This window comes from Nitrospira sp. Ecomares 2.1 (assembly GCF_965152585.1).
The window spans coordinates 1,089,029-1,110,688 of record NZ_OZ224219.1 but is presented as its reverse complement, the minus strand read 5'-3'; the positions used below and the strand labels follow the sequence as shown (position 1 = coordinate 1,110,688).

Here is a 21,660-nt window from a genome sequence, read left to right as displayed (position 1 = left end):
CGTTTCTCAATATTATTGCTACTCCTGCATGCAACTCATAGAACCAATTGACGTCTGCCCCAAAAATGAACGCCCATCAGAACGAGAAAAAAAAAAGGCAGCTTCGGTGGTCCAACACGAAAGGAAAAATCTATGAAGCGTTCTGAATTCTCGGAGGAGCCGGTCATCTCTGCCCTGGCCCAAGAGGAAGAGGACACCTCGGTGGGGAACATCTGCCGCCAACCAAGCGTGGCAAAGACAACGTTTTCTGGGTGGAAGAAAAAGTATGCCTATTTGGAGTGAGTGAATTAAGGCGACTCCGGCAGTTGGAATAAGAAAATGGTCGGTTGAAGCGAGTAGTAGCCTATCTCTCGCTGGGTCAGCATAGGCTGTTGGAAGCGTTGCGAAAAAAAGTCGGCGGCCCCGTTCACCGCCGGGAATTAGTTCAGTGGTTTCAGGGGACGTTCACGGTGAGTGGTGGGCGGGCCTGTCCGTTAGCTCCTCAGTTGAAGCGTGCCTCAGGTATCGACGGAGCCGGGCCAAGGATAAATCGGCCTTGCGTTATCGGATCCTTGATTGGGCGTATGCCCGTCCGCGATTTAGATATCTGGGGATCTGGGTCTTCTTGTGTAGCGAAGAGTCCCCGGTGGATCAAAAACCCATCCGCCGTCTGTCGACTCGGAGGGCTCCAACTCCGCATACGGGTTCGGAGACGGAAATAGATGGCTTGGCATCGCGGTCCCGCTCCCACGCCCATGGGACCAACTATGCACCGGAGCATGAATTTCGTGCAAGATACTCTGGCGAGGGGATGGTCGTTTCGGATTCTCCCAGTCGTAAAAAACTGGAGTCGCCACAGTCCAGTCCCAGAGGCAGGGTTTCGAATATCGGGAATATTGCAGGCAGGGCCTTGGATTGTGTGGTGAAAGGGAAACCAGGGCCGCGGTCGAAAACCTGGATCATGACACCAAATTCCAATTACGGGCAGTTGCGAGACGAGTGCTTAAGTCGTTCATCAGGTCGAGTCGCTCATGCCGTCCAAACGATCATCGAAGCGTGGGGACAGGACAATAATCAACGCCGCCCACATAGCTCTCTCGGACACCTGACACCGAATGAGTTCATGAGACAATGTCAGGTCATTCAAACGGCCGAAACCGCCCTGTGTTCTGGTTGGAAACTATTTCGGAATGGGACAAACGTCACAAAACAGAAAAATTTAGTATGGCTCAGTCTGTATTTTTGGAAAGCTTACTACTGCGGAGATCCTCCTCAAAGGGAACAACGAAGAAAGTAATGTGAAGTTAAATGACAGAGAAAAAACTGGCAGATTGGGAAAGGGGAAACTTAGATGAATTTATAGAGAGATTCCGGGATATATAAATGCCGTTTTGTAAACACCATACCAAGGAGATTTCCTTCCTGCATAAGAATCTGATCTTTGACTTTTTTTGCGACAGCCGAACGGGTTTGTTCGGCTTCAACCACCAACACAATACCATCAACAGTTTCACAAAGTGCCAAGCTATCTGCTGTGACATTGGCCGGAGAGGAATCTATGAGTATGAGGGAAAACTGCTCACGAACAATTTTCCACATATCAGTAGGATTGTAAAAAGTTCGTGTTGTGAGAGCTGATTGAACTTTGGAAGATAATGTAGCTAAAAAAAGATTCGATTGGTCAACCTGAGAAACGACCCCATCAAGGGCTTTCCCATCCTTTAATACATGATCCAAAGGGGATTTAGCCTCGATCCCGAATGCCTGATACTGCGAGGGGTGCATAAGATCTGCTTCAACAAGAAGGACAGGCTTATTGCTGTGCTGAGAGGAGACCAGAGCAAATTCCCGAACAAGCGTGGACGTACCTTCGCCCTTTCTTGATCCAATGAACTGAATGACATTTTTGTCAGGGCTTGGAAGAAGTGCAGCGATATTTTGTGCCATGACCATCAATTCGGATTCATTATAAAGCCTTGGACAAGACGTTGTATTTCTAACTTGTAATAAAGAAGGCGATGGGATCGACACAGAAGGAACTTCTATGGGTTCTTTTTTGGACTCATTCCCGGAACCCAACTTTTCCCCATAGGCAATCTGCAAAGCATCGTAAATTTTACTCATAATATTGTCTTATTCTTTCACGTACTCAGGTAACACAATCTTTTGACCTGGAAGAATGATATCGGGGTCGCTGATTTCTGGGTTATGCCGACGGAGCCATTCCACATATTGCCGGCTTGAAGAACCATAGGCTTCATTGGCAATTCGACTCAAATTATCCCCCTCTCTGACGGCCCTGGTAACTGGAGAAACTGGGCTTGTCTTTGAAGCCGCTTCAGTGTGACCCTTAATTTTACCATCAGACTTAGCTGATTCTATTACCTTTTCGACTGGTGTTTTCGTCACAACACTCTCCCCTCCTCTATCTGTATGAGGAATAGGTCTGTCAATTTCTGAGCCAGATGAGGCCATAGGCATCAACTGCTCTCCAGGTTGACCTATGCTTTCCTGAGACATTTTTTCAGAGGAGGTCGCCCTCACGTTCTGACTGTCACGTTCGCTCAGACCGACTTGGGATACTCCAGCGTTTCCAGGAAGAAAGATCGGGCTTAATAAAAAAGCTCCAATTGCCAAGAGAATGACCACGGCAACACCGACCGCCCACTTCACAAGATATGAGGAACGAGAGCCATTCATGTCAACAAGAATTTCTCGCACCTCGTTAATAGAGACGGGTTTTTGTTGCTTGCCATATCCAGTAATCAGCGCATTATCACAAAGAATATTAATTCTCCGTGGAATCCCCTGAGCCTCACGAATAATCAGTTTCATGGCCCCTTGCGTAAATAAAGGCGCCCCGGTGGATGATGATAGTGCAATCCGATGCTCAATATAGGCTTGGCTCTCTTTCGGTTGCAGCGGATGTATTGTTGCCCGGAGGGCAATGCGTTGGTTTAAGGATTTCAAGGTAGGATGATTCAGCAATGTTGTTAATTCTGGTTGCCCGATTAAAACAATTTGGATGAGTTTGTCTGTGGAGGTTTCCAGATTAGAAAGCAGCCGCAACTGCTCCAATGTTTTAACCGGCATATTTTGAGCTTCGTCAATTACCAGCACAACGGTGCTATCCTGCCGGTATTCTTGAATCAATGCTTCCTGAAGTTGATTGACCATCTCAGCGGAATCATCATAAGACGGGACAAGGTCCAGGCTTCGAAATATGTCGGTCAGAAGCCCATGAAATGATAATACTGGATTAAGAATGTAGACTGTTTTCTGTTTCCGGTCACTCGTCTTTTCAAGATACGCACGAATAATCGTCGTTTTTCCAACGCCGACTTCGCCATAAATAGCGACAAAACCTTTTCTTCTCTCAATTCCATAGATAATAGCCCCCATCGCTTCCTTATGGCTGGGGCTCAGATAAAGGAAATTTGGGTCAGGAGTAGTATGAAATGGTTCTTTTTTGAGACCGTAAAACGCCAGATACATAGTGTTAAATTTCTGCTTACAGCTTTTGACCGAAAGTAGCCAGGAGGGGGAGGTTTAAATCATTTGCTGCTTGTTCCGGGCGAGTATAGGCACCTTGAAAGTACTCTAGAAGAAGTCCAAATCCGGTTCCAGCCATTATCCCCAAAATCCCTCCCAAAGTTACAAGCAGTATTGGAGAACGTCCCGCTGGCCCCCCGGGGACCTCAGCTCGTTGGATCACACTAATATTGGCCATCTTAAGCCGGTCCATTTCTTCAGATACATTCGCTTCCTCTACCCGAGCAAGATACAAATTGTAATTTTGCTCATCTGCTGCCCTCTGCCGCTCCAGGACAATCATTTCTTTATTTAATTCATCAAGTCTCTGGATTTTTTTGTCAAGATCCTCGATTTGAAGGGCAATTACCTCACGGCTTGCCTGGAGGGTCGTTGACTCGGACACCGCCCCAAGCCTCTCCTTTTCAAGCGCGCTGTACATCGCTTTTTTTCCACTGGCTATGGTATTGGCGCGTTCGTTTTTCTGTTCGGCGAGAATAAACTGTTCTACCTGGTCAATTTCTTTTCGAAGACTCAAAACAGGAAAACTAGTTTCAGTGTACCTTGCTAAGAGCTTTTGTTCTTCCCGTTTCAGAGCAAATAATTCCGCTTTGGCCTTTTCCAGATTTCCCCCTTCTTCCACTTTAGAAACAGAAATATTATCGAGAATAGTTTGCATCTGAGTATCAAGTGAAGCGATTTTACCTACCAACCCTTGCAGCTTATTCTTGGTCGTCTTGTATTCACTATCCAGGGTGGCCCGCTGATCCAGGAGACGGCGTTGTTGTTCGACAAGGGGAGAGGAAAGATCATGCCGATGCTTAAAAGCCTGAAGATTTGCTTCTGACTGTTCTAATTTCTCCTGGTAGGTATGTAATTGCTTCGTTAAAAACGAAGCCTTCGGATCGCTGAACACTTGAAGATGCTTCTCTTTCAACAAGTCAACAAGGAGGTTGAGTGCTTCGGCTGCCACCGCAGGTCGTGGATTCAAATACGATATTTCAAGCACGCTCGAACCCTTGACCGGGATGGGTGTAAGATTTTTCAAAAAGGTTGAAACAGCCTTCTCTAAAGGGTTGCTAATCTCCAATGAAGGATCTAAAAATTCCGGATAGACTTTTTCAATGCCTAACGTACTCACGACCCGTCTTATGAGGTCTTTACTCGAAATAATCTCCATTTCTGATTGAAGAGCGGCATCTTCATTATATTTAACAAATTGACCTTCTTTCCCTACTTCAGGACGGAATATATGTTCCCTCCCAAGCTTCAGAAGGAGACTGGTTTTAGCCTCATAGAGAGGGACCAATGTGAAGACATAGCCTGCGACAATTCCAAAAATTAATAAAAAAACAGTAATTATCTTAGTTTTATGCTTAAAAATGGCTGTCAGAATATCTCGTACGCTTCCTAAAGGATAAGGAAAACCATCTCCTGCTTCAGAGTACTCAGGTTCCATATCTCATTTCCCTCCAGGAGTTCCTTGGGCTGATGTAGTACCGGTATCTTCCCCAGGCACATTTGTTGATCGAAGAAGGACAGCCACTTCAGGATTCTTGAGTTGTCCGGAATACGTCTTGATTAACATCGCTCGAATTTGTTCTACGGTATGTCCAACAACCGTGATTTCACCGACCAACTGCAACGCGATACGCCCATCAGGGCGAACTAGAACGGTTTCATTGAGTTCCGGATTAAAAAAGAATTTAATATCGAGCTGATCGCCAACCTGGATTTGGTAATCTTGTGGGGGGGTCTTCCCTACTTTTGTGAGGTAATTAATATAATTTTTTTCATCTGCCGTGACTTGACGCCGCAGTTCATCGAGTTCAGGCCCCAAATTTCTTAGCCTATTCAGTTCCTTATCCACTTCAGCAATCTGCTGCTTGATCACTCCAGCTTGGGCTTCAGCCGAGACGAGCTCAGCTTGCGTGTGAAATAATTGCATTTCCATCTCAAGATAAAGGGGGTTCTTGCCGGTGGAGAATACTTTTTGTTCCTCAATGAACTGATTAATCAATTCCATTTCCCTTCGAAGAGACTGAATATGAGGGTTGTTTTCGTTATATTTGTTCAATAATTCCTGCTCTTTTAATTGGAGGCTCAGTAAATTATTCTTAGCCCCACCAACAAGCCCTCCCTCTTGGTCCGAACTCGAAAGTGGGACCTCAGGAGGAATCTGACTAATCTGCCCCTGGATCCAGGCAAGTTTCTCCTGAAAACCCTTGACATGGTTTTCGGCCTCTTTTAATGAATTGTCCAAAGATTTACGCTGTTCAAGAAGATGATTCATTTGGGTTTCAATTAAAATTATTCCATGCTTCCGTTGAAAATCTTGAAGACGCCCCTCCGATTCCTCCAGACTCTGTTGATAAGAGCGGAGTTGTTGTTTCATAATCGAAAAGACTTCATTGTCAATTTTTTCTATATCTTCAGGGTTCGAAGCCTTTCCGATTACTACTGATCCGGGGTCGGCAAAAGCGGGTGCCTGATGGACGAGAATTCCCCCACCCAGGACGAGTGCGAGTAAAAGAGGCGCTGTGATTGGCGTAATCAGAAAATGTGTATAGAAACGTCGAAAAGCTAACTGAATATTTGTAATATCCACAGTATTCCTTTCATTCCTTTTCAAAACAAATCTCCCTTAATGGTATTAATCTCCATTATAAATTAGAAAAGGATTGAGCCTGGAAATGCAGGCAACATTCTTACTTACACATGCAAACACATTGACCTACCAAAATGACCTGGGGACATAAACCATATCAGACGGAAGCAGTCGAATATCCTGGCTCAAATCCCCTCCATTGAGAGCCCTATCCAAATCCACATTAATAACAAATCTCTGACCATCTTGATCCTCTCGTATGACTTTCACGTCGCCTTTCTTAGCCGTGTCCTCCTTCATACCGCCGGCACGCGCAATGGCTTGCAACACACTTAGTGATCCGACCATTTCATATTCTCCTGGTGTTTTGACTTCTCCATCGACATAGATTCTATAAGGCTCCCGGACTGAGCGAACAATGACGGCAATCTCCGGATTTTTCAGTTGTCCAACATATTTTTTCTCCAATATGCTTTTAAGCTGAATGGGTGTCAAATCTGCGGCCTTAACTTCATGAACCAATTGGAGGGAAATATGCCCATCAGGGCGCACAACTAAATTCTCTTCATTTAATTCCGGATTAAAAAAGAATTTTACGCTTAATTGGTCGCCAGGTTGGATTATATAACGCGGATCATCGATATTGATTTTTTCATGCTCTTGCCCAGGAACCAAAGATGGAGGATCAACTGGTGTTTTTCCAGAAAAAGCAGGGTAACCATCGGGTTCCAAATTTGAAGCATCAACGGTTTTCATTCCCTTCCACCCTGAATTACAACCACACAGGAGAATAAACGTACCCAAAACAAATAGAATTCTCATCCTCTTAAGTTCCTTCATTAGTGGCAAACCCTCTCTAGATAACCCAATTGACACCATCCGGCCAGGAAGCCTTATCGATTCACTCAAGCATATGTTTCTAAAAGATATTTTCCATTTTACCACCAATAACGAGGGGAAACTTACTTACCACAGCAACTGCCGCTTGCAGGCAAGGGTAATCAATTCACACCTTTTTACCCTAACTAAAAACATTAACTTATAAAGACAATTTTTATCAAGATCAAGCAAGCTTGGGGCTTTAGGTTCTCTCGGATGAATCGAACTGAAAATTAAGAGTAACAGGAAATTTGGATCCTATCGGTTGTCTAGCAGAATCAAGATTCAACCTATTGTCACCGACCATCCGTCCAACTCGCAGGCTTTAGCTAGACAATCTTATCAATGAATTTGATATTCCTCACCCATCGCTGCCAGTTCCAAAATTTCAGGACGTTGAAAAGTCGGCACCAACTGCTGAAGAAGCTCAATCACCGAGGGAGAATGGCCCAATATCTGGACATCCTCCAACTTGCTCAGAATGTTAGTCAGGAATGCCTGATCAAGGGATTGGATTGATTGAATCCTGAGGATCTTATCAATTGATGAAGGCACAGCTCGCTCACATTCCCCAACCAATTCTTCTTCGAGTTTTTCTCCAGGGCGAAGACCGATAAACTGAATGGGAATATTTTTTTCAGGCACATGACCAGAGAGTCGGATGAGGTTTCGCGCGAGATCCAAAAGTTTAATTTGTCCGCCCATCTCCAGGACATAAATAGCGCCTTGCTCCCCAAGGGCAGCAGCTTGTAATACTAAGATCACCGCTTCAGGAATGAGCATAAAATAGCGGCGAACTTCAGGATGTGTGACTGTGACTGTGACTGGTCCGCCAGCTTTTATCTGTTTTTGGAAACGGGGCACGACACTGCCATTACTGCCCAAAACATTGCCAAAGCGAACGGTCAGAAATCGCGTTTGACTCTTATTCTGACTCGCCATGGCCTGGACAACCAATTCCGCCACCCGTTTGGTCGCCCCCATGACACTGGATGGATTCACGGCCTTATCTGTTGAAATCAACACAAAATGCTCGACACCAAAGTGTGCGGCCGCTTCGGCCACCAAACGTGTGCCCAGGACATTATTCTTAAAAGCTTCTCCGGGATTCGCTTCCATTAACGGTACATGCTTGTGGGCCGCCGCATGGAATATGATCTCGGGACGGTACCTCTTGAATGTCTCGTGGAGACGTGGAACATCCGTGATATCTCCCAGCACCTCATGAATCACACCGGCATGACCCTGGTCCGTCAGCTCCCCCGCAATCGCGTATAAACTGTTCTCATGTCGTTCATATAGGATGAGGGCCTTAGGAGCAAGCGCGACAATTTGACGGCAGAGTTCCGAACCAATGGACCCACCTGCTCCGGTCACCAATACTCGCTTCCCATCGATTAAATTGCGAACGGGCAGGGGATCCAACCCCACAGGTGGGCGCTGAAGCAGGTCCTCAATCGCGAGGTCCCGGATTTGATTGATCGTAACTTTGCCTTCCAGGATGTCACCCAAGTTCGGCAGAGTTTTTATACGCACATCAAAGGGAGCCAGCAGTGCTGTAATCTCTCGAAGAACGGCCGAATTCGTCCCAGGCAAGGCCACCAAGACTTCCTCCGGTATGTACGTGTGAAGAATGCGTGACAAATCCTGGCGTGTTCCCAGAACTTTGACTCCATGGATGCGCTTGCTCACTTTGGAGACATCATCGTCCACAAATCCAATGGGCGTATAGGAGGAGGTGGAATGCGATTGCATCTCCCTAACGATATTTTCCCCCGCATCGCCAGCCCCAATAATGAGGACTCGTTTTGTCTTCCTCAAAATCTTTCGCTCCCGAAAAATTCGAACAGCAAGCCGGATCCCACAAAGAAACCCGACTAAAAGAATACTATCAATGATAAAAATAGACCGAGGATAGCCGGGGATACCAAACCCCCAATTGACGAGGCCATAGAACACCACAGTCCCAGCCAACGCCCCACCAGTAATTTTCTTAAAATCCCAGATACTAATATACCGCCACAGCCCTTCATTAAGGCGAAAAACCCCAAAGGCTATCCCACGAATTACAAGCAGACCTGGCAGAGTCTTGAGAAAAAGTTGTGTGGCATCTTGAGGGATGTGACCGTCAAACCTTAACCAGAACGCCAAATAATAGGACAACACAATCAGGCCCAGATCCAGCGTTATGATAATGGGCCGCCGGTATTTGGTTATAAGCTGGAAAACCACAGACCCCTCAAAAAATGCCACCTCATCATGATTGTCACGATCAGTAACCTTCAAAATGACACTCCGCAAGCCCAGCAGTTGCAATAGCGTCTGGGCAATAACGGCGAGGTCAAAAGCTAAAGAAGCATGTTCAATATATAGCTTTGCTAAGCGGATTTTTTCAGGCAAGATCCTATTCGTATACTCGTCTTCGGGTTTCTCGACCTTTCCGAGCACACCTTGTTCATCGATGTACTTCAGAGAAGCCAGATCCGTTAAACCAGGCCGGACCGTCAAGACATCATGATAGTCATCTTTAAACTTTTCAACATAATAGGCCACCTCCGGACAGGGGCCCACCAGACTCATATCCCCTATCAAGACATTGAACAGCTGCGGAAGCTCGTCAAGCTTCAACTGGCGCAAATACCTTCCTATGCAGGTCACACGGGGATCTTCGCCATAGGTCACCTCCCCTCCCTTTGCAGAAACGTCCTGCTCAATCGTGCGAAATTTATACAGACAAAATAGCCGAAACCCTCGTCCCACGCGCACCTGACGGGATAACACAGGCCCGCGGGAGTTCACTTTAATAAGGAAGGCGAGCAGGACAAAGAGTGGCATACACACCACTAAGCCAAAAAACGCACCAAGGGTGTCAACAACACGCTTAGTCATCACCGGTACTCCTGAATTAACATTGAAACCACTTCAATGGAATGTAAATTTTGATCTCTATCATTTTCCAATTAGACGGAAAAGGAGAGCTACCACCACAAGGAGGGGGGAACAGACCATGTATCCACTAGAAAGCTTCAAGAATCTGAGTCTCAATGCCTCGATTACTTATCGCCAGAGCGATTTGATAAGGGTTGCGACGACCTCAATGACATATTAGATATGACCTTCTGTCATTTTGGGATAAATGGGAAGAGAAATAATTCCTTCAAATACGGAACTAGACACAGAGAATACTTTGGGGAGATACCCGTAATTATCCCTATAATAGGGGTGAAGATGCAAGAGGATAAAATGCACATTGGTTCCGATGCCCTGTTTATTCAATAATCTATCATTTGGTTCTGTCCGAACTAAATCTTTCTAGGCCTAAATGTAATGATGGAGGGATATCAGCTGTACTCAACATTTTCCATTACAGGGTGAATCCTAATCCGAGCAAAACCCGAAAGTAGTGTTTGACCTAAACTGAAAAGTCCCGGCCTCACGGGTTGCCATGGGTGCTGGAAGACGACCACCACGAAGGAGAAACGCCATGATGAAGGAGCGTAGCAAACCAGGGCGAGGAAGAAACGATGCACTGATGGACTTGATTCAGAGTGGAGCCCAACAGCTTCTCGCCCATGCCCTTAATGCGGAAGTGGCTTGACTCATTGCAACCCCTGGAAAATATTGAGGTTAATGTAATGCTCCACAGAAATCAAGCCACCTGTTAACAGAGGTGGTCCCGGAAAATTTGACACCGCCTTAAGTGGATAAGTAGACCTGTTTCAAACATCTTCATGTCATTCACAGGAGCTTATCATGAGTCGACGAATCCGACGGAATCACAACCCGGTGTTCAAGGCGAAGGTGGCGGTGGCGGCCCTGAAGGGCGATTTCACCACTGCTGAGTTAGCGAAGAAATTTGAGGTCCACCCCAACCAGATTGCTCAATGGAAAGCCCAGCTGCTGGAACAGGCCCCCGGCGCCTTTGATGAGAAGTGGCGCGAGACGGCCCCGGCTGTGGATGTGAAAACCCTTCATGCCAAGATTGGGCAACTGACGCTGGAGAATGATTTTTTAGAAGGCGCGCTCAGCAAGGCCGGACGGCTGAGCGCAAAGCCATGGTTGACCGGAACCATGCTTTACCCGTCTCGCAGCAAGCAAAGGCACTCCGATTGTCGCGAGGCTCTCTCTACTATAAACCAGCACCAGTCAGTGAGCATGAACTGGGAGTGATGCATCGTCTGGATCAACGGCATGTGGCCCACCCATTCGCTGGATCGCGGATGCTGCGAGATCTTCTGCGATTGGAGGGCTTTTGCGTCGGACGGAAACACGTCAGAACCCTGATGAAACGGATGGGCATCGAGGCGCTATTGCCAGCCTAGGACGACGCAGGCGCATCGTGGCCACCCCGTGTATCCGTACTTACTCAGGAATCTTTCCATTACGCACTCTAATCAAGTGTGGGCCTCGGACGTCAGCTACATCCCAATGGCTCATGGATTTGTCTATCTGACCGTGATCCTCGACTGGTATAGTCGCCGCGTGCTGGCATGGCGCGTGTCGGTGACGATGGAGGTGGAATTTATCTTGGATGCCTTGGAAGAGGCGCTTGAGACATATGGTTGCCCGGCCATTATGAACACCGATCAAGGCAGTCAATATACCAGTGCGCGATTCATTCAAGCGCTTCAAGATCAAGGCCTTCAAGTGAGCATGGACGGCAAAAACGCGTGGCGTGACAATATTTTTGTCGAACGATTATGGCGATCCGTCAAGTATGAGGATATATACCTGTACGCCGATGAGACCCCGAACGAGGTCAAGCAAGGGCTGAAACGGTATTTTGCATTTACAATACGCATCGCCCACATCAGGCACATACGGGACTGGCCCCAGACACGGCGTATTTCACTCGGTTGCCAGTGGCTGAGGTCGCATAATTCATGGGGGTGCGTATCCACTTAAGAATGGGGTTCGAGTGTTCAGAGAAAGGGAACCACCTCTCCCCTTCGTGCGGGCCGTTCGATGCCGAATCGTGCCAAAGGTTGATTCGATGGGATTCGTCGTCCGGAGACTCGGCCCATGGGCAGCCGGAAACGCATAGAACATCAGCAGCTCTTCCCGATCTTTCTGTACACAGGCTGTCACCTTGGGATATTTGAGCTCATAGGTCTCGAGGAACCCGTCAAAGGCCTGCTCAGCCAGCCCTTTGGTCTCCGATCCCCAGATCTCCTGTAACGCCTGCTTGGCTTTTGGCTGCGCACTTTTCAGCAGGGCATTCAAGACATTCTGTGTCTTGTGACACCAACAGCGTTGGTGGCGCGTGCCAGGAAAGATTTCCTCCAGCGCGGCCCAGAAGCCCAGGGCGCCATCGCCAATGGCCAAGGCCGGAGCGGTCAGTCCTCGGCCTTTCAGCTGCAACAGGACTTCGCGCCAACTCTGGGTGGACTCGCACATGCCATCTTCCATGGCCAACAGCTGCTTCTCCCCATGGACATTCATGCCGATCACGACCAGCGCACACAAGCGCTGCTGCTTCGCTCGTAAGCCACTATAAATCCCATCGACCCAGATATAAACCCATTGGTCAGCATCAAGCCGCCGTTGCCGCCAGACGGTATACTCCTCCCGCCAGATCTGCTTGAGCCGAGCCACCGTACTCGCGGACAGCCCCTTGGCCTCTGGGCCCACGAGGACTTCCAGGGCCGGCTGCATCTCCCCGGTTGAGATGCCTTTCAAATACAACCACGGGATCGCCGCTTCCAGGCTGGCCGTCTTGCGCACATACGGCGGCACCAATGCTGAGCGAAACGTCACCGGGTCGCCCTGGCGACTCCGCACTTTTGGCACCTGCACCGTCACCGGCCCAATGCCCGTCTGAATCTCTCGCGTCGGATGATGGCCGCTGAGGACAACCCTTGCATGTCCCTGCTCATCCCGCTGGTCCCCATAGGCCGCCATATCCTGCTCCCCTCGAAGTTAAGTCCACCCATAAGACATAATTTTCAAACAGGAGGTGGACCATGACTGACGAACCCAACGAACCTATTCAACGGTGGACGGCGAAACGACGCCTCACCTTGCTCATGAGCCTTTTAAAGGGGGAAACCACCTGTGCCGAAGCGGCGCGGGCGCATGGCCTCACAGTGGGAGAAATTGAGGAATGGCGGGAGCGGTTTTTCACGGGGGCGGAAAACGCGTTACGGGCGCGGCCCAAAGATGAAGAGGCGCTGAAGGAGGAACCAAACAAGAAACTCAAGCAGAAAAGTGGCGATCTGGTGGTGGACAATGATGTGTTGCGGGAGGCTCTGAAGCCGTACCCTTTAGCGCGGGGGACATCCGACGTGTGAAAGCGGCCCACACGGATGTCTCGGAACGCCGGGTCTGTCGGGTCTTGGACGCGGGGCGAGCCACCGTCCGACGGGCTCCTGCAGCCTCAGCTCGTAAGGCTATGGTCTCAGGAGTCTTGGCGACCCAACTACAGGCCCTCATTGCACAGCACCCGACTGATGGCCATCGTCGGTTATGGGCCTTGTTGCGGTAAGGCCAGGGGCAATGCCTCAACCGGAAAGCCGTGCATCGGGTGTTGCGGGTAAAAGGCTGGTTGGTTCATCAACGGCGCCCGGCCTTGCGGCCCCGGACTCAACGGCTGCGGAGTCGCGCGCCGCACAGTAATCAGCGCTGGGCCCAAGGGCGAGGCGTGCGGGTTCGTTGATGCACCAGCCATTGCTTTATCCGTAAGGCGCGATACACCGCTTTCCGATTGATCGCCAGTCCCTCTCGAGACCGCAACAACGCCCACAGCCGGCGGTAGCCATAGGTCGGATACTCTTGAATGAGTGTGTGCAGCTTCATGACTACAGGCTCGGCAAGTGTGGGAGGGGCTTCCTTCCTCGCGGCCGTCCGATGGAGCGTCGATCCTGCGACACGTAAGACCCGACAGGTCTGTCGCTCTGAGATGTCAGGAAAGGTCGCTTTCACACGTCGGACATCTCCCGGCCCAAAGGGTATGGTTTCAAGGCCTCCCGTAAGCCATCATTTTCTACCACCAGATCCCCAATCTTCTGTTTGAGTTTCTTCATCTGTTCCTCCTTCAGCAGGTCTTCGTCTTTGGGCCGCCGCCGCAGACCGTTTTCTGCAGCCCGAAGAAACTGATCTTGCCACCCCTCGACCTCGGCCACCGTCAACCCATGCTGTCGGGCCGCTTCCGCCACTGACGTTTCACCTTTCAGTACGCGTAAGACGAGAGCAGCTCGTCGTTTCGCCATCCAGCGGTCAATCGGTTCGTCCTGTCCCATCGATTCCCTCCTTTAAGAAATGGGTTATGTCTTAAAGGTGGTCTCACTTTCAAGGGGAGCAGTATAGGAGTTTATTACGCCATATACACCGGAACAGAATGGGCTCATTGAACGGTTCTTTCGCAGTTTGAAAGAGGAATGTGTGTGGCAATACCACTTTGCGGGATTTGAGGATGCGCGCCGGGCGGTCTCAACCTGGATGCAATGGTACAACGAGGAGCGGCCGCATCAGGCCTTACAGTACAAAAGTCCGCGGAGATATCGACGTGAACAAGGAGCAAAGGTGGCTTGATTTCGGGGGAGCATTACAGCCAACAGTTCGGCCACCTCCACTTTCAGGGCGTGGGCGAGAAGCTGTTGGGCTCCACTCCGAATCAAGTCCGTCAGCGCATCGGGCCTTCCTCGATCTTCTTGCTCTGTTTTGGTACGCTCTTGCATCGTGGCGTCTCTCCTTTGTGGTTGTGGTGGATGTCTTGCAACACTCATTGCAACCCGAGACGCCGCGTCTTTTCAACTCACTCCATGCACTACTTTCGAGAATAACTCTCGCCACTTACACAGACAGCTTGAAATCTCCCACAAACCCCTTAATACCCAATCGAAATAAGACCTGCTCACGAACTACAACATACAAAACCACAAAAATTGTGGCAAATAATACTACTAGCCCAACGGAACTATTAGGAAGAAAAAGTATTAATATAGCATTAACTGCCAACTGCAATAGTCCATAAACACTGGAAATAATCAGGTGTGATTTCCCCATTTCATTCGAAAGATATTGGTACAAATGTGACCGGTGTGGTTTAAATATATTTTCCCCATTTCTCAACCGATACAAAATAGTCAATGTTGAATCGACACCAAAAACCAAAAACAAAAATATCCAAGCGAATTGTTGCGTGACAAGAATCAATTTCACCAACAAAAAAACCTGAATGAAGGCCAGGGTCACACTTCCAACATCACCGGCAAAACACAAAGCCCGTTTTCGGAAATTATAAAAAAGGAACACCAAAATACTCATCAAGATATAGAGTGGTAGGCTTTCATCCATGAAATGGATGATTTCATGATTGATAAAGAAAAAAGTCAAGAGATTGACCAGACCATATATTCCGGTAATACCATTGATCCCATCCATAAAATTAAAGGCATTTATTGCACCAACACCAACAACGATAATCAGAAAAAGAATCCAAATCGGCTCGTCAAACAGCCCAACCTGAATTCCAAGCAAAATGATGCTGACGAGGTGTACAAAAAAACGGACGGATGCAGGCAAGCTCCGAACGTCATCAACAAAACTCACAATAGCTATTAACAACGCTGCAACAATAAACCATGGATACAGTTTGATATTAAAAAAAGACCAGAACAGGAGAGCGACTACGAAGACTATTCCCCCACCACGTATGGTGGGCGATAGATGTGAGCTGCGTTGATTCGGAATATCAACAATTCCTGCGTGAAGGGCTATTTTAAAATAAAGTTGATTCGCGACAATAAGTGCTATTAATGTTGCGATGAGAAAAACAGCTTTAGAATATTCTAAAAACATCAATCACTCGACTGGGATTCCAACCTAGCACTTGCCGGGCCTTTTGATCATTAAAGGTAAGAGTTGAAGTTATTTTTTCAACTTTTCCACGGTTAATTGGCGATCTCCCGGGAGCGATGGCATCCACTAACTCTCCACAGGAACCGATAAGACGGGCGACGAAGCCTGGAATATTTCTCGGTCTTCTAATACCCAGCTGCGCTGAAATGATGCCCTCAAGTTCAAAAAATGAAGGATGATGACCATCCGTCAGGTGGTAAACGCCAGGAAAATGCATTGCCCGTGGGATGATCTTTGCTACATCGGAGGCCATCACCATGCTTTTCCTAGCCCTTCCCAAATCAATACTAAAATAGCGCCCATTTTTTATGGCGTTTATCATAGCCCCGAGGTTTCCAGGTGGATGTGCGCCAGCCACAAGCGGCAGCCGTAAAATTGCAAGTGCCACACCATGCGCATCACACCATTGCCGCAATAAACATTCTGCCTCAACTTTACTTTTTCCATAAGGATCAATCGCCTGCATTGGATGGTCTTCAGAGATATTTTCTCCTCTCATCAATCCGTACACTGAAACAGAACTTATATATACAAATGATTTCGGCAACGTTTTTCCATGAAGAAGACTTTTCAATAAACTTTCGGTTGCCCCAAGATTTATCAAGAAAAATTTATTTTGCTCCGTTTTTGAGGAAGGAATGGTATGGGCAAGGCCAGCAGCATGAATAACGCAATCCAATGGACCCAAATTCAAAAATGGTCCGGAACTAAGATCAAAAACAATATCATTGACTTTCGTTCTTCCTATGGTAAGCAATTCGAAATCTAGCTTAAGATTTCCAACCAAATGCTTCCCAAGGAACCCGGAGGCACCTGTGACGAGTACTTGCTTCATTCGGTCAACTTAGAAAATAATTGGGTGGCCAGAACAGAATAGGAATGATATTCCGAGAGATAATTTTTCCCATTCATTCCCAGAACTTCACGTTCAACTTTATTCATAAAATAAAGGGATAGAACTGCCTGCTTTATTGCTTCAGGATTTTCGGGTTCAATGCAGATTCCACATTTAGCTTTTTCTACTGGATTTTCAGGAATATTGCCGGCAAAGACTATGGGCTTCGAAGCATACATATAATCAAACAATTTATTGGCAGAAACCCCAAATTGATAGAGAGGCGATTTATGCCAACTAATAATACCAATATCAAAGCATGAAACAACTTTTGAGACCATTCCTTTTTTAATTTTTGGTAAAAATTCAATATTACATAAGCCGTCTGCCTCCTTCATGAGATCTTCCTTGAGATAGCCATCTCCAAGAATCATGAAATGAATATTTTCTTCTTCTCTCAGCAGATTAGCGGCTCGAATAACATAACTCATGGCATTCGCCACGCCGAGCGTACCAACGTATCCAACAATGAACTTACCGTTAGGCAGCACCGAGTCAAGATCAAAAGGTAAATCATCCTGTGTATTCACCTCTTCACTGAACCCATTGGGTAAATAAATAAATTTATCTGCTATACGAGAAATGGGATTAATATATCGATCGGCCCTGGGAAGCAAAGAGATAATAATATCCGATCGCCGGTAGGCAATCTTCTCAAGAAGTTTCATAAGAATAATCATTGGATTCATGGGAGAGACTTTTCCCAAATACACAGGTGTGAGTGGCCAAAGGTCCCGCACTTCAAAAGCCAGCTTCTTGCATTTCAACTTCCATTTTAGAAATAGCCCAGGGAGTATGGAAAAAATGGGCATAGATGAGACAATAATCCATAAAGGAACTGGATGTTTGTGAATGGGAAACAAAAACAATTTCAATGCAAACACACCCATACTCCAAAAGCGCAAAACACTTTGAGGATGATATTGTGGGACTTTAACCCAACAAAATTGCACCCCTTCATATGTCTCATTTGTAAAATGGCAATTTGACTCAATCCTTCGATCGAATAAGTGGTTGCTGGCCGATGAAATGATTAGAACCTCGCACTCCTTCTGTAAAAGTTCCTTTGCCAAAAAGAAATGGCGCTCCCCCCAACCTGAATCCCGATTGCCTGCAAAGTAATTGATTATCCAAATCCGATACTTCATGGAATTTTAGTTTCCCCCAAAAACCTCGGTTCGTAAATTTGAGAAGATCCTTCCGCTTGCAAACCGTATTCAATAAATGATTCTAAATATTTTGGGGGTTTTCCCGGGTGGATAATAAAAATAGAACCGGCCACTCATAATACGCTGAGTAACACGTCCTGATACCGTACGTTTTACCAGAGCCGTCGACAAACCCATTATCTAAGCACCAGCCTTTCCCATCCCTACTTATCGTAACGCCGTGGGATTTGAGCCAGGCCAGTATGTATCCCTGGTGTATTGCGCTCCCTGATCTGTGTTCAAGATCTCTGGGACTCTTTAGCGCCGCAGAGATTTTCCTAAGGCCTCCACGCAGGCCTCGATCTCCAGGGTATTCAATGCCAGCCAAGTCAAAATTCCGCGAAAGGACTAGTCCTGAATACCCTGAGATACATAAAGCTTTTGGCAAATCAGAATGTCACAGATATCAATCGACTATGCCTGATTGGACCGAATACCGGCTCGCCCACGCAGTCGGTAAGGACAAATCTTGTGTCCGTGCCCCTGTGCCTGTTCATTGGGATAGATGCACGCAGTCCCATCTGGCGCATCAGACGCTACACCCACTCGAGAGCCCTTAGTACATCGCTAGACGGCAGCCATAGAGTGGCCACTTCAGATATACTTTATCCAAGTAAATTTCTTATTTAAAAAAGTCCTGTATGACGTTAACAACATACTGCTGCTGTTGAGAGGTAAGTTCAGGGTAAGCTGGAATTGCCAGCAAATCACGGCTAGCCAGCTCCGCCTCGGGAAAATCCCCTTCACAATAACCAAGAGACTGGTAACACTCCTGCAGATGAAACGGGACCGGGTAATAGACCTCGGTTCCGATGCCTTTATCTTTCATAAAGGTCCGAAGCGCTTCCCGATTGGGAAGTCCAATGACAAATTGATTGTAAATATGAAAATGTTTTACATTGCTCTCTCGATATACCGCGACAGGCAATCGTAACCCCGCCTTTTCAATCAAGCCGCTTTCTAAAAACAACCGTTCATACTGTTCCGCATGCTGTTGGCGCAAAGCCGTCCATCGATCCAAATATGCCAACTTCACGTTTAACACACTGGCTTGAATCGTATCGAGACGAAAATTACCTCCAATCACCTTGTGATAATATTTTGGGCGCCCGCCATGCGTTCGGAGTAAACGCACTTGGTCGGCCAGATTTTCGTCATTGGTCACTACCATGCCGCCATCCCCCACAGCGCCAAGATTTTTACTCGGAAAAAAGGACAAACATCCCAAATTTCCCATGCTTCCCGCGCGACGGCCATCCCGGTATTCAGCACCGATCGCTTGTGCCGCATCTTCAATCACTGCCAGTCCATATTCCTTGGCCACATTCAGAATAGGCCCCATATCGGCGCATTGCCCATAGAGATGCACCGGGATAATGGCCCGCGTTTTCGATGTCACCGCTTTAGCGATGTTGTGAGGGTCCAGATTGTAGGTCACCGGATCAATGTCTACAAACACCGGTTTGGCCCCTACCCGCGAAATGACGCCGGCAGTGGCGAAAAACGAGAGGGGGGTGGTGATTACCTCGTCTCCCGGGCCGATCCCCAGCGCCATGAGCGACACCAGCAATGCATCGGTCCCGGATGAGACGCCAATGCCAAAGCGTGCCTGCGAATATTCAGCAATCCGGGCCTCCAAAGTTTTTACCTCTCCGCCTAATATAAAATCGCCTTTTTCCAGCACCCCTTCAATCGCACACAACATTTCCTTGCGGATGGGCTGATGGTGAGCATGTAAATCCAATAATGGAACATTCACGGAGTACCTCATTTCTTCTAATGGTTAAAAACACGGGAGACCACGGCGCCGGTCTTCAGATACTTTTCTCCGCAGGCACAAACAGCCTTCTCCGCTTCCCACACTAATTTCGTTCCGCAGGCACACATCCATCCTATAAGCTTTGCAGGAGCCCCGGCGACCAGTCCATAGTCCGGAATATCTTTCGTCACGACCGACCCAGCACCGACAAAGGCATATTCGCCGATCGTCAACCCGCAAAGAATCGTGCAATTGGCCCCAAGAGTGGCGCCCTTTCGCACACGAGTAAGCCTTAATTCCTGCATACGAGGGATTTCGCTTCGGGGATTAAAGACATTGGTAAACACCATAGATGGGCCGCAAAACACAAAATCCTCCAGGGTCACACCTTCATACACCGACACGTTATTTTGGACTTTTACGCCATTGCCAATGACCGCATTGGGACCGATCACCACATTCTGACCAATTTTACAGTTCCTGCCGATCCGGCTGCCCTTTAACACATGAGACACATGCCAGATAGACGTTCCCTCCCCAATTTCCACGTGATCATCAACAAACGCCGACGCGTGAGCGAAGAAGGGCTTGGGACTGGAAGGTGGCGCCGAGACGGAAGGCGTTTTCACATTCCCACCCTCAAGAGCCTGCTGGCATTGCTGGAGGACACCCAACACATTCAACCCTTCTTTTCCGTCGGTCCGTGGAGATTTCCTCGTCTGGATACATTCTAAAAAATGAAGACATTCCGCTCGTAACGGTTCAGTCGCCTCCAGAGACACAATCTGTGCCTCAGCCTTATTGGCGACCGGAACCTGCTGTTTCCAGTTAATTGAGTGAGGGTAGAGAAGAAGCTTGTCTTTCTTTTCCATATCATCGAAAACCGCCATTTTTTTGTCTCCAACGACGATTAACTTCTGCTCTTTAAAGGGATGGAGCCAGGACACAAAGATATGGGCTTTCACTCCACTCGGGAAAGACAACAAACTCACGGTCACATCAGCAATGTTGGGATGAAGGTAGTTGCCGCCTTGGGTTTGGACGTCGGTCGGAAGTTCCCCTACCAATCCCAAAATTACGGAAATATCATGAGGCGCGAATGACCATAAAATATTTTCCTCGCGCCTGATTTTCCCCAAGTTCAGGCGATTTGAATAAATATAGTGGATACGCCCAAGCTCCCCTTCCTCGATCAGCTCCTTGAGCTTTAGCACAGCGGGATGATACCAAAGCAAATGGCCCACCATCAGAACACACTGGCGCTCACTAGCAAGCTCCACAAGCGCTCGGCCTTCTTTCACGGAAAGGCAAAGAGGCTTTTCAACGAACACATCCTTGTCGGCTAACAAAGCTTGACGCACCATATCGGCATGGGTCTCGGCAGGAGTGGCAATGACCACACCTTTAATTCTAGAATCGGTTAACACGTCACCATACGAATTTGTCACTTTTCCGCAAGGGTATTTCTCGACAATGGAGTGAAGATTTTTGTCATCACTATCACAAATGGCGGCAAGCGCTTGGAGTTCATGAAAATTCCGAACCAGATTTTTTCCCCAGTAACCGGTCCCTATGACCGCGACACGAGGCGATCCATACGATTGCTGCTCACTCTCTAAAAAAGTCGTCATACATAAAACTCCCTCTTTTAAAAAAACTGAATCTTCTAAATTGATTTTTTGTCGACCAATGATAGATGCTTTTAGGAAAAATGATAGCACGCAATGACAATTAGGAGAATGGGGTATAAGTGTTATTCTGATTATTATTAAAGTGCCGTATTCCGCCATGGTCGAGGGATAGGATACGTGTTCAAGGAGAGGAGCCCTTAGGGAATACATCGCCCTGGAAGTTCACAAGGGGTACATCTGTGCCCGTGCCGAAAACGCCCACGGCAGCTGGGTGGCGACCGAGCGACGATGCTCCATCAGCGCAGAGCGAT

At 47.7% G+C, this 21,660-nt stretch carries 21 protein-coding genes and 2 pseudogenes; 7 read left to right on the top strand and 16 right to left on the bottom strand.

Annotated features, from left to right (window positions below):
* Positions 1-132 precede the first annotated feature (132 nt).
* From ACWHYD_RS04950 to ACWHYD_RS04940, 3 genes are all read left to right on the top strand, one after another.
* Positions 133-282, top strand: a complete 150-nt coding sequence (locus ACWHYD_RS04950; RefSeq protein WP_447964807.1) for a transposase — start codon at positions 133-135, stop codon at positions 280-282.
* A 44-nt stretch (positions 283-326) separates the two neighbouring features.
* Entirely contained in the window at positions 327-701 is a 375-nt protein-coding gene (locus tag ACWHYD_RS04945; protein ID WP_447964806.1) for a hypothetical protein, read from the top strand.
* A 239-nt stretch (positions 702-940) separates the two neighbouring features.
* Positions 941-1,276 carry an integrase core domain-containing protein gene (locus tag ACWHYD_RS04940; protein ID WP_447964805.1) on the top strand — a complete coding sequence of 112 codons (336 nt, stop codon included), beginning with the start codon at positions 941-943 and terminating at the stop codon, positions 1,274-1,276.
* Between the two features lie 50 nt (positions 1,277-1,326).
* Here the strand turns inward: ACWHYD_RS04940 and ACWHYD_RS04935 are convergent, their stop codons facing one another.
* The 7 genes from ACWHYD_RS04935 to ACWHYD_RS04905 all read right to left on the bottom strand — a co-directional run bounded on the left by ACWHYD_RS04935 (position 1,327) and on the right by ACWHYD_RS04905 (position 10,273).
* Entirely contained in the window at positions 1,327-2,103 is a 777-nt protein-coding gene (locus ACWHYD_RS04935) for a CpsD/CapB family tyrosine-protein kinase (RefSeq protein WP_447964804.1), read from the bottom strand.
* A gap of 9 nt (positions 2,104-2,112) precedes the next feature.
* Positions 2,113-3,381, bottom strand: coding sequence for an AAA family ATPase (locus ACWHYD_RS04930; protein WP_447964803.1), 1,269 nt, complete (start codon positions 3,379-3,381; stop codon positions 2,113-2,115).
* A gap of 109 nt (positions 3,382-3,490) precedes the next feature.
* The gene (locus ACWHYD_RS04925; RefSeq protein WP_447964802.1) at positions 3,491-4,969 is read right to left on the bottom strand and encodes a GumC family protein; all 1,479 of its coding nucleotides are present in this window, start codon (positions 4,967-4,969) and stop codon (positions 3,491-3,493) included.
* Positions 4,970-4,972: 3 nt separating this feature from the next.
* A complete protein-coding gene (locus ACWHYD_RS04920; protein ID WP_447964801.1) occupies positions 4,973-6,118 on the bottom strand; it encodes a polysaccharide biosynthesis/export family protein in 1,146 nt (381 codons plus the stop codon).
* Positions 6,119-6,244: 126 nt separating this feature from the next.
* Positions 6,245-6,997, bottom strand: coding sequence for a polysaccharide biosynthesis/export family protein (locus ACWHYD_RS04915; RefSeq protein ID WP_447964800.1), 753 nt, complete (start codon positions 6,995-6,997; stop codon positions 6,245-6,247).
* 342 nt (positions 6,998-7,339) lie between these two features.
* Positions 7,340-9,886: a polysaccharide biosynthesis protein gene (locus tag ACWHYD_RS04910; protein WP_447964799.1), complete on the bottom strand. Its 2,547-nt coding sequence runs from the start codon at positions 9,884-9,886 to the stop codon at positions 7,340-7,342.
* A 216-nt stretch (positions 9,887-10,102) separates the two neighbouring features.
* Positions 10,103-10,273, bottom strand: coding sequence for a DegT/DnrJ/EryC1/StrS family aminotransferase (locus ACWHYD_RS04905; protein WP_447964798.1), 171 nt, complete (start codon positions 10,271-10,273; stop codon positions 10,103-10,105).
* Positions 10,274-10,750: 477 nt separating this feature from the next.
* On the opposite strand from ACWHYD_RS04905, the pseudogene ACWHYD_RS04900 reads away from it, so the two are divergent.
* A pseudogene (locus ACWHYD_RS04900) lies at positions 10,751-11,877 on the top strand (IS3 family transposase).
* Between the two features lie 64 nt (positions 11,878-11,941).
* Here the strand turns inward: ACWHYD_RS04900 and ACWHYD_RS04895 are convergent.
* Positions 11,942-12,898: pseudogene (locus ACWHYD_RS04895) on the bottom strand (IS256 family transposase); the annotation flags it as partial.
* Between the two features lie 62 nt (positions 12,899-12,960).
* Here ACWHYD_RS04895 and ACWHYD_RS04890 point away from each other — a divergent pair.
* The gene (locus ACWHYD_RS04890) at positions 12,961-13,287 is read left to right on the top strand and encodes a helix-turn-helix domain-containing protein (RefSeq protein WP_447964797.1); all 327 of its coding nucleotides are present in this window, start codon (positions 12,961-12,963) and stop codon (positions 13,285-13,287) included.
* Entirely contained in the window at positions 13,284-13,481 is a 198-nt protein-coding gene (locus ACWHYD_RS04885) for a hypothetical protein (protein WP_447964796.1), read from the top strand. The genes ACWHYD_RS04890 and ACWHYD_RS04885 overlap by 4 nt, the downstream gene beginning before the upstream one ends.
* A gap of 131 nt (positions 13,482-13,612) precedes the next feature.
* On the opposite strand, the gene ACWHYD_RS04880 is transcribed toward ACWHYD_RS04885, so the two are convergent.
* Positions 13,613-13,918, bottom strand: a complete 306-nt coding sequence (locus tag ACWHYD_RS04880; RefSeq protein ID WP_447964795.1) for an IS3 family transposase — start codon at positions 13,916-13,918, stop codon at positions 13,613-13,615.
* A complete protein-coding gene (locus ACWHYD_RS04875) occupies positions 13,915-14,235 on the bottom strand; it encodes a transposase (RefSeq protein WP_447964794.1) in 321 nt (106 codons plus the stop codon). The genes ACWHYD_RS04880 and ACWHYD_RS04875 overlap by 4 nt, the downstream gene beginning before the upstream one ends.
* Positions 14,236-14,362: 127 nt before the next feature.
* Here ACWHYD_RS04875 and ACWHYD_RS04870 point away from each other — a divergent pair, with 127 nt between their 5' ends.
* The gene (locus ACWHYD_RS04870; RefSeq protein ID WP_447964793.1) at positions 14,363-14,527 is read left to right on the top strand and encodes an integrase core domain-containing protein; all 165 of its coding nucleotides are present in this window, start codon (positions 14,363-14,365) and stop codon (positions 14,525-14,527) included.
* Here the strand turns inward: ACWHYD_RS04870 and ACWHYD_RS04865 are convergent.
* The 6 genes from ACWHYD_RS04865 to ACWHYD_RS04840 form a co-directional block, all read right to left on the bottom strand.
* Positions 14,464-14,673: a hypothetical protein gene (locus tag ACWHYD_RS04865; protein ID WP_447965915.1), complete on the bottom strand. Its 210-nt coding sequence runs from the start codon at positions 14,671-14,673 to the stop codon at positions 14,464-14,466. The genes ACWHYD_RS04870 and ACWHYD_RS04865 overlap by 64 nt on opposite strands.
* 115 nt (positions 14,674-14,788) lie before the next feature.
* Positions 14,789-15,796 carry an MraY family glycosyltransferase gene (locus ACWHYD_RS04860; RefSeq protein ID WP_447964792.1) on the bottom strand — a complete coding sequence of 336 codons (1,008 nt, stop codon included), beginning with the start codon at positions 15,794-15,796 and terminating at the stop codon, positions 14,789-14,791.
* On the bottom strand, positions 15,777-16,691 hold the full coding sequence (locus ACWHYD_RS04855; RefSeq protein WP_447964791.1) for an NAD-dependent epimerase/dehydratase family protein: 915 nt from the start codon (positions 16,689-16,691) through the stop codon (positions 15,777-15,779). Before ACWHYD_RS04855 ends, ACWHYD_RS04860 begins: the two co-directional genes overlap by 20 nt.
* Positions 16,688-17,899, bottom strand: a complete 1,212-nt coding sequence (locus ACWHYD_RS04850; protein ID WP_447964790.1) for a glycosyltransferase family 4 protein — start codon at positions 17,897-17,899, stop codon at positions 16,688-16,690. The genes ACWHYD_RS04855 and ACWHYD_RS04850 overlap by 4 nt, the downstream gene beginning before the upstream one ends.
* 682 nt (positions 17,900-18,581) lie before the next feature.
* Positions 18,582-19,718, bottom strand: a complete 1,137-nt coding sequence (locus ACWHYD_RS04845; protein WP_447964789.1) for a DegT/DnrJ/EryC1/StrS family aminotransferase — start codon at positions 19,716-19,718, stop codon at positions 18,582-18,584.
* A gap of 17 nt (positions 19,719-19,735) precedes the next feature.
* On the bottom strand, positions 19,736-21,349 hold the full coding sequence (locus tag ACWHYD_RS04840) for a Gfo/Idh/MocA family oxidoreductase (protein WP_447964788.1): 1,614 nt from the start codon (positions 21,347-21,349) through the stop codon (positions 19,736-19,738).
* Positions 21,350-21,660 lie beyond the last annotated feature (311 nt).

What these genes read in the sequence shown, in the direction of transcription:
- ACWHYD_RS04950 (WP_447964807.1), top strand. Translation starts at nt 133, where the DNA reads ATGAAGCGTTCTGAATTCTCGGAGGAGCCGGTCATCTCTGCCCTGGCC.
- ACWHYD_RS04940 (WP_447964805.1), top strand. Translation starts at nt 941, where the DNA reads ATGACACCAAATTCCAATTACGGGCAGTTGCGAGACGAGTGCTTAAGT.
- ACWHYD_RS04935 (WP_447964804.1), bottom strand. Translation starts at nt 2,103, where the DNA reads ATGAGTAAAATTTACGATGCTTTGCAGATTGCCTATGGGGAAAAGTTG.
- ACWHYD_RS04930 (WP_447964803.1), bottom strand. Translation starts at nt 3,381, where the DNA reads ATGGGGGCTATTATCTATGGAATTGAGAGAAGAAAAGGTTTTGTCGCT.
- ACWHYD_RS04925 (WP_447964802.1), bottom strand. Translation starts at nt 4,969, where the DNA reads ATGGAACCTGAGTACTCTGAAGCAGGAGATGGTTTTCCTTATCCTTTA.
- ACWHYD_RS04915 (WP_447964800.1), bottom strand. Translation starts at nt 6,997, where the DNA reads ATGGTGTCAATTGGGTTATCTAGAGAGGGTTTGCCACTAATGAAGGAA.
- ACWHYD_RS04910 (WP_447964799.1), bottom strand. Translation starts at nt 9,886, where the DNA reads ATGACTAAGCGTGTTGTTGACACCCTTGGTGCGTTTTTTGGCTTAGTG.
- ACWHYD_RS04890 (WP_447964797.1), top strand. Translation starts at nt 12,961, where the DNA reads ATGACTGACGAACCCAACGAACCTATTCAACGGTGGACGGCGAAACGA.
- ACWHYD_RS04875 (WP_447964794.1), bottom strand. Translation starts at nt 14,235, where the DNA reads ATGGGACAGGACGAACCGATTGACCGCTGGATGGCGAAACGACGAGCT.
- ACWHYD_RS04865 (WP_447965915.1), bottom strand. Translation starts at nt 14,673, where the DNA reads ATGCAAGAGCGTACCAAAACAGAGCAAGAAGATCGAGGAAGGCCCGAT.
- ACWHYD_RS04860 (WP_447964792.1), bottom strand. Translation starts at nt 15,796, where the DNA reads ATGTTTTTAGAATATTCTAAAGCTGTTTTTCTCATCGCAACATTAATA.
- ACWHYD_RS04855 (WP_447964791.1), bottom strand. Translation starts at nt 16,691, where the DNA reads ATGAAGCAAGTACTCGTCACAGGTGCCTCCGGGTTCCTTGGGAAGCAT.
- ACWHYD_RS04850 (WP_447964790.1), bottom strand. Translation starts at nt 17,899, where the DNA reads ATGAAGTATCGGATTTGGATAATCAATTACTTTGCAGGCAATCGGGAT.
- ACWHYD_RS04840 (WP_447964788.1), bottom strand. Translation starts at nt 21,349, where the DNA reads ATGACGACTTTTTTAGAGAGTGAGCAGCAATCGTATGGATCGCCTCGT.